The organism is Corallococcus sp. AB045 (genome assembly GCF_003668895.1).
GTDB classification, from domain to species: Bacteria; Myxococcota; Myxococcia; order Myxococcales; family Myxococcaceae; genus Corallococcus; species Corallococcus coralloides.
The window spans coordinates 1-7,072 of sequence record NZ_RAWN01000317.1; the positions used below are offsets into that span (position 1 = coordinate 1).

Sequence of the window (7,072 nt, forward strand, 5' to 3'; positions counted from 1 at the left end):
GGGGCAGGGGGGCTGAGCGGTTGGCACTCGCATTGCTCTAGAGACCAGGCAACACGGCGGGGTCGCAGCGGGCCGGAAGTACCGCGCGACATCGTCACCCTGGTAGGGGGTTCCATTGGGGAATCCTCGACGCCCATCGTCTCGGCCGGCCCCGAGACGGTGGGCGACTTTTTTGCGGGCTACGGAGACGGCGCCGACGGTGCCTCCCGTGGCTCCAGCTCACCCGCGAAGGGACCGGACTGCTGCTTCTCCAGCAGCCAGACGCCGTCCCGGAAGATGAACTCCGAGGTGACGGTGTCGTTCTGCTCGGTGACGGAGGGCAGGCGCATCCACTGGATGCGGCTGTGGACAGTGGCGCGGCGGCCGTCCTCGGCGAGCTTCACGTCCTCGATTTCGTAGTCGGTGACGGTGAGGTCGCGGTCGTCGTGGAGCTCGCGGCGCTTGCTGTCGAAGTCCTTGCGCTCCTCGGGGACGAGGAAGGTGGACAGGGCGCGGTAGTTCCTCCAGCGCAGGTTCTTGTGGAAGCCCTCGACGACGGGCTTGAGCGCTTCCAGGTCCGACTTGGGAGGGGTGTGGGCACAGGCCCCACCGAGGACCAGGGCGACCATCAGGGCAGGCAGGCGGTTCATGCGCGCGACGCTACCAGCCGCTGGGCGGAACGGACGAGGGCAGTGGTATGGTCCGCGCTCCCCCGCTAAGCGCACCGGAGTCGCGACTCAACATGGCCAAGTCGATGGTGGAGCGTTACGAGCAGCTCCTCCGGCAGGACCCGACCTCTTCCGTCTTCGTGGAGCTGGCGAAGGCGTTGCTGGAGAAGGGAGACGCGCAGCGCACCATCGAGGTGTGTACGCAGGGCATCTCCCACCATCCCACGTCCACCGTGGGCCGGGTGCTGTGGGGCAAGGCGCTCATCCAGCTGGGGCGGCCTGCGGAGGCGATGGAGCAGTTCGACCAGGCCATCGCCATCGAGCGGGACAACCCGTACGCCTACAACCTCATTGGCGACGTGCTCCTGCAGCGCGGGCTGTACCGCTCCGCGCTGCCGATTCTGCGCAAGGCCGTGGCGCTGCAGCCCAACAACGGGCGCGTGAAGCAGTGGTTGGACCAGGCCCAGCAGGCGCTGTCCGGTGGACCGGCGCCCATCTTCGAGGACCTGGGCGTCCTGGCGACCCCCGCGGCCGCGCCGGAAGAGGATGCGCCGGAGCCGCCTGCTCCGGAAGCGGCCCCGTCCGCGTTCGAGGCGCGTGCCGCCGCGGCGGCGGGACTGGAGCCGCGCCGCGCTGCCCGGACGGAGACGCCGGCGGGTGGAACGGATGCGCAGGCGGCCTCCAGGGTCGCCTCCATCGAGGCGCATGGTGGGCCCACGGCTCCCGTCGGGACGCCGGTGCCGGAGGACGCGCGGGGCCCCGGTCCCGTGGCGGAGGGTGATCAGGAGCGCGGTGCTGATCCGGTGGATGCGGCTCGTGGTGGCCCGTCGGATCCGGGCCAGGAGCCGGGTTCGGGACGCGGGCGTGCGACGTCGGACGCCGGAGCGGATCCGGGCCAGGCGCCTGAGTCGGGGGACCTCGCGGATCCGGCGGGCGCCGCGCCTGCGGATCCGGATCAGGGCGCGGAGGATCCTTCCGCTCCCGTGCAGGTAGCGGATCCGGGGGCCTCCAACGGTGGGCGCAAGTCCGGGATGCTGGCGGATCTCCCGGATGCTCCTCCGGCGGATGAACCCTCCGCGTCGCAGGGCGGGGGATTGCTCGGGGACCTTCCGCCTCCGGAGGTGGTGCGGGCTCGCCCGGCCGCGCCGGTGACGTCGGCTCCGGTCGCTTCGGCTTCGGGTGGCAAGCGCTCGCTGCTGGACGACATCCCGGACGCGACGGAGCTGGCGGCGGCCGCGGCGCGCAACAAGGCGGCGGCGAACGCGAAGGACACGGAGGCACTCGCGGCGAAGTACGAGCGCGAGATGCACGAGAAGATCGCCAAGGAGAGGGCGAAGCAGTCGCTCCTTGAGCGCTATGGCGCGAAGACCGTGGCGCTCTTCGTGGCCCTCATCTTCCTGGGCGCGAGCGCGGGCTTCTTCATCCTCTACCGCTCCCGCCAGGGCGGCCAGACGCTGTCGGAGACGCTGGAACTCGCGAAGCGCGCCGTCGCGCAGGACACCGGCGCGTCGCTGGATGAAGCGCTCCGCCAGCTCGACCGCGCGCGTGACATGGACGAGGCGAGCCCCGCCGCCTGGGCGCTCGCGGGCTACGCGCACGCGCTGCGCTACCTGGACCACGGCGCCAAGGCCGATGACCGCCGGCTCGCGCTGGAGGCCCTGGAGAAGCCGGGCGTGAAGGACGGCTTCAACGGTCTGGTGCTGGCCACCAACGCGCTCGTCGCCGACGACCGGGCCCGCGAGTCCGCGAACCGCGCGCTGCTCGCCTCGCAGGACGACGTGACGGAGGTGCACGCGCTCGCGGGCAGCCTGCTCATCGCCGCCAAGGAGGAGAAGAAGGCCCTGGACCGCTTCGACCGCGCGCTCAAGGCGTCGCCGGGCAACGTCCGCGCGCTGGTGGCGCTGGGCAACTACTACCTCGCCTCCGAGGACTTCGCGCAGGCGCTGGAGATGTTCAAGCGCGCGCGCGACGTCTCCAAGGAGCACGCCGCCGCCCGCATCGGGATGGCGGAGAGCCGGCTCGCGCTGGAGCAGGACCTGGACGCGGCGCTGGCGGATGTGGCGCCGCTCGCGCAGGACGCGAAGGTGCCCCCCGCGCTCCAGCCCCGTCAGCAGCTGGTGCACGGTGAAATCCTGTCCGCGCTGGGCAAGTACGATGAGGCGCACACCCTGCTCTCCAAGGGCACGCAGGGGCCGCTGGCCATGGACTTCCAGCTGGCGCTCGGGGCCGCGGGCCGCGCGGCGGGCAAGCTGGAGGCCGCGCAGCAGGCCTATGAAGCCGCGCTGAAGCTGCAGCCCAAGAGCGAGGCCGCGAAGGAGGGCCTGGGGCGCACGCTGCTGGACCGCGACCGCGAGAAAGAGGCCCTGCAGCGGCTGGAGGCCGACGGGGGCCGCAAGGTGTCGCTGGTGCGGGGCGCGGCGTACGCGCGGCTCGGGGACTGGAAGCGCGCCCGCGCGGAGCTGGGCAAGACGCGCGTGAACGACCGCTATCCGCCGGAGGCCGTCGCGTGGCTCGCGCTGGCGGACGCGCACGAGGGCAACGGCGCCCAGGCGCGCGACGTGCTGGAGAAGGCGCTGGCCAAGAAGCCGCGCACGGACCTGCGCGTGGCGCTGGGACAGGTGTACTGGCGCGAGCGCGCGCTCGACAAGGCGCAGACCCAGTTCGACGAGGCGATGAAGGACCCGCGCGACTACGAGGGCGCGTGCTCGCTGGGGCGGCTGCTCCTGTCGCGCCGGCTGCCGGACATGGCGCTCAAACCGCTGACGCAGGCGGTGGAGCGCAACGGCGCGCACGGCGAGGCCCGCGACGCCCTGGGCCGCACGCTCCTGGCGCTGGGCCGCACGCCGGAGGCGCTGAAGCAGTTCGAGGCGTGGCAGCTGGACAACCCGGGCAGCGCGGCCGCGCAGAAGGGCTTCGCGCTGGCGCTGTACCAGTCCGGCCGCCGCAAGGAGGCGGAAGGGGCGTCCGGCCGGGCCGTGAAGCTGGCGCCGGACGACGCGGAGGGGCAGCGGCTGCGCGCGGCGCTCCTGTTCGCCAACGGCGACGCGAAGGGCGGCTTCTCCGCGCTGGAGCGCGCCAACAAGCTGGACTCCAAGGACCCGGACACCTTCTGCGAAATCGCCCAGGCGTTCCTGCGCCAGGGGCAGGTGGAGAGCGCGGACGCGGCCTTCGCGGCGGCGCGGCGTGAAGGGCCGGACGCGACGTGCGGCCGCGTGGGCGAGCTGTACACGCAGCTGCCGGGCGGTGGCCGTGGCGCGGCGCGCACGCTGCAGGACCTGGCCGACAAGGCGCCCACCGTCTGGGACAAGGCCTTCGCCCAGGTGACGCTGGCGCGGGTGCTGCTGGGCGCCGGGGCCGTGAAGGAGGCCCGCACGGCGGCGGACGAGGCCGTGAAGCTGGCCCCCTACAACGGGCGTGCATACCTGGCCCTGGGCCTGGTGGCCTTCAAGCAGCGTCAGGAGGCCCCCGCGCGCGAGGCGCTGGCCAAGGCCGTGGAGCTGGAGCCCACGGACGGCCTGGCGCACCTGGCGCTGGCGGACGTGCTGGTGCGCGAGACGGCGGAGCTGCCCCGGGCGGTGGAGGCCTACGAGTCCTTCCTGAAGCTCGCGGGGGGCTCATCGGAGGCGAACCGGGTGAAGAAGGCCCTTCCGCTCCTCAAGCGCCGGGCGTCGCGCTAGCGTGGTCGACGTGAGCGACCCGCGGCCCCCGTCCTCCCCCCTGCTGAAGGTCATGTGGGGCAATGCCTTCCTGCTGTCGGTGCTCTACCTGCTGACGGGCATCGTCGTGGAGACCATCCGGCGGCGGTACCACTCGCCCTTCTTCGATCGCCTCTCCATGGCGCTCGACTCGCTGCCGGCGCGGGCGCTGGAGCTGGTGCGCGCCATGGAGCCGCTGCGCGAGGCGTACTTCAGCGGCCGCATCACCGACCTGGGCGTGCGCGTCGTCTTCGGCCTCGTCACCGTGGCGGTCATCTTCGTGCTCGCGCTGGTGGTGGGCGCCATCATGGCCGTGCTGCGGTGGGCGCTGCTGCGCGCCACCCGCGGCGGTGAAGGCCCCCCGCCAGGCAACGGCTAGCGGCGCGACTTCGCCTTGCGGATGCGCGGGGCCACGGGCGCCGCCTGCGGCTCATGGCCCGCCGCGCGCGCCATCAGGCAGATGTCCACCACCTTGGGGCCGAAGCGCTCCCAGCGGCTCTCCCCGGTGCCCTTCACCGCGAGGAAGGACTCCCGGTCCACCGGCAGCGCGGCGGACAGCCCCAACAGCGTCGCGTCGTTGAAGATGATGAAGGGCGCGACGCCCAGGTCCTTCGCCAGGTCCTTGCGCCAGCGGCGCAGCTCCATGGACGCCAGCTCGCTGTACACCATCACCGGCGCCCCGGACGCGGCCGGCATGGAGCGCGAGGCGGAACCGGACGGCTTGGGCATCATGCTGCCCGCGCACCGGTCGCACTTGCCACACACCGCCGCCGCGTCCGCCTGCCCGAAGTAGCGCAGGATGAACGCGCGCCGGCACTTCGGCGTGTACGCGTAGTCCGCCATCCGCTTGAGCATCAGCCGGTTGAGCCGCTCCTGCTCGCGCACCCGGGAGAGGTCCACCGAAAGTTCGCGGAACGGGACGCGCTCCAGCGCGCGGATGGATCGCCCCGCGAACGGCCGGCGCACCCGCACCACGCCCGACTTCTCCAGGAGGCCCAGCGCGTGCCGGACGTCGTCCTCCGTCAGCCCCGTGCGCCGCGCGAGGATGGGCAACTCCGTGGTCGCCTGCCGCCCCACGGGGAAGGTCTCGAGCAGTGAGCGCAGGAGCCGCTGTGACTCCGCCGCGTGCGGCTGCGCGCTGGCGGCCTTGTCCGTCAGCGTGATGCCGTACTCGCCTTCACCCCGGCCACCGCGCTCCAGCTTGCCTTCGCGTTCGAAGATTTTCAGGGCGGCGGAGACCTCGAACTCGCTGGCGCCCACCATGCCCGCGAGCGCGTGCACGCCCCGGTCGAACTCCTCCACGGCCTGCAGCTGCGCCCAGATGTCCGACAGCACGGACTCGGATGGGTGGCTGCCCTCGATGAGGCGCTCCTGCGTGTACACGTCCGCGTGGTTGAACAGGAGCACCGCCGTGGCGGGGTTGCCGTCGCGGCCCGCGCGGCCAATCTCCTGGTAGTACGCCTCCACCGCGCGGGGGATGTTGGCGTGCGCGACGAAGCGGATGTCCGGCTTGTCGATGCCCATGCCAAAGGCGTTGGTGGCCACCGCCACCGCCTCCTTCGCGGACATGAAGTCATCCTGCGCGCGGCGGCGGGCGTCGTCTTCCATGCCCGCGTGGTACAGCACCGCCTTCACCTTGCGCGTGACGAGCGCGGAGTGCATCCCTTCCGCCGCCTTGCGCGTGGAGCAGTAGATGATGCCGCTGCCGCCGCCCTTCGCCGCCAGGCTCGCGCACGCGTCCCGGCGCTCCTCGTCCCCGCTGACGTTCACCACGTCCAGGAAGAGGTTGGGCCGGTCGAACCCCTGGGCGAACACCGCCGGGTCCTTCATCAGGAGCACGCGGACGATGTCCTCGCGCACCTCCGGCGTCGCCGTGGCGGTGAGCGCCACCGTGCGCGGAGGCCGCAGCCGCTTGCGCACCTGTCCCAAGAGCGCGTAGTCCGGCCGGAAGTCGTGGCCCCACTGGGAGATGCAGTGCGCCTCGTCCACGGCCAACAGCTCCACGCCCAGTCCGGACACCAGCTCCAGGAAGCTTGCGCTGCGGAAGCGCTCCGGCGCCACGTAGAGCAGCTTGTACTCGCGGGCGCGCAGCTTGCGCAGGCGCTCCGCCCGCTCCACGTCCGACAGGGACGAGTTGATGTACGTGGCCGCGATGCCCTTCGCGGTGAGTTGCTCCACCTGGTCCTTCATCAGCGCGATGAGCGGCGACACCACCAGCGTGATGCCCGGCAACAGCATTGCCGGCAGCTGGTAGCACAGGCTCTTGCCCGCGCCCGTGGGCATCACCACCACGGTGTTGCGGCCGCTGAGGACGGAGCTGATGACGGGCGCCTGGCCGGGGCGGAACTCCGGCAGGCCGAAGTGCCGCACCAGTCCCTGCTGGGCATCTTCAAGGAAGGGCAGGGACTCCGTCATCGCGCGCATGTTCATCATCCTGGATGGGCCGTCAACGCCAATCCCCTCGTGGATACCGGTGTCCCCGCGTCACAGCTCGAGCCCCGGAGGAAGGGGAACCGCCAGCGCGGCCCGTTTCAACGCCACCTCGCGCCGCAGCGCCTCCGTCCGCTCCGGGTCCAGGCGGCCGTCCACGAGGACGTCTCCCTCGCGCGCACCCGGTGGCAGCCGCCAGCGCTCCACCGTGCACGCCTGCCCGCCGTCGGTCCGCACCACCTGGGCCCGCGTCTCCTCCAGCACCTCAACACGCACGGGGCTCGTCCCCAGCCCCAGCAG

At 72.2% G+C, this 7,072-nt stretch carries 5 protein-coding genes; 2 read left to right on the plus strand and 3 right to left on the minus strand.

Features of this window, described 5'->3' with window-relative positions; all coding sequences use genetic code 11:
* Positions 1-179 precede the first annotated feature (179 nt).
* Complete coding sequence (locus tag D7Y21_RS39275; RefSeq protein WP_120564924.1) at positions 180-629, minus strand: hypothetical protein; 450 nt, start codon at positions 627-629, stop codon at positions 180-182.
* Positions 630-721: 92 nt separating this feature from the next.
* Between D7Y21_RS39275 and D7Y21_RS39280 the strand changes: the two genes are divergently transcribed.
* Both D7Y21_RS39280 and D7Y21_RS39285 read left to right on the plus strand, forming a co-directional pair.
* Positions 722-4,324, plus strand: coding sequence for a tetratricopeptide repeat protein (locus D7Y21_RS39280; RefSeq protein WP_121718441.1), 3,603 nt, complete (start codon positions 722-724; stop codon positions 4,322-4,324).
* A 52-nt stretch (positions 4,325-4,376) separates the two neighbouring features.
* Complete coding sequence (locus D7Y21_RS39285; RefSeq protein WP_120565008.1) at positions 4,377-4,721, plus strand: hypothetical protein; 345 nt, start codon at positions 4,377-4,379, stop codon at positions 4,719-4,721.
* Here the strand turns inward: D7Y21_RS39285 and D7Y21_RS39290 are convergent.
* Together D7Y21_RS39290 and D7Y21_RS39295 are read right to left on the minus strand one after the other, a co-directional pair.
* Positions 4,718-6,775, minus strand: coding sequence for an ATP-dependent DNA helicase RecQ (locus D7Y21_RS39290; RefSeq protein WP_121718442.1), 2,058 nt, complete (start codon positions 6,773-6,775; stop codon positions 4,718-4,720). The genes D7Y21_RS39285 and D7Y21_RS39290 overlap by 4 nt on opposite strands.
* A gap of 51 nt (positions 6,776-6,826) precedes the next feature.
* A complete protein-coding gene (locus D7Y21_RS39295) occupies positions 6,827-7,072 on the minus strand; it encodes a DUF3006 family protein (protein ID WP_121718443.1) in 246 nt (81 codons plus the stop codon).

What these genes read in the sequence shown, in the direction of transcription:
- D7Y21_RS39285 (WP_120565008.1), top strand. Translation starts at nt 4,377, where the DNA reads ATGTGGGGCAATGCCTTCCTGCTGTCGGTGCTCTACCTGCTGACGGGC.
- D7Y21_RS39280 (WP_121718441.1), top strand. Translation starts at nt 722, where the DNA reads ATGGCCAAGTCGATGGTGGAGCGTTACGAGCAGCTCCTCCGGCAGGAC.
- D7Y21_RS39290 (WP_121718442.1), bottom strand. Translation starts at nt 6,775, where the DNA reads ATGATGAACATGCGCGCGATGACGGAGTCCCTGCCCTTCCTTGAAGAT.
- D7Y21_RS39275 (WP_120564924.1), bottom strand. Translation starts at nt 629, where the DNA reads ATGAACCGCCTGCCTGCCCTGATGGTCGCCCTGGTCCTCGGTGGGGCC.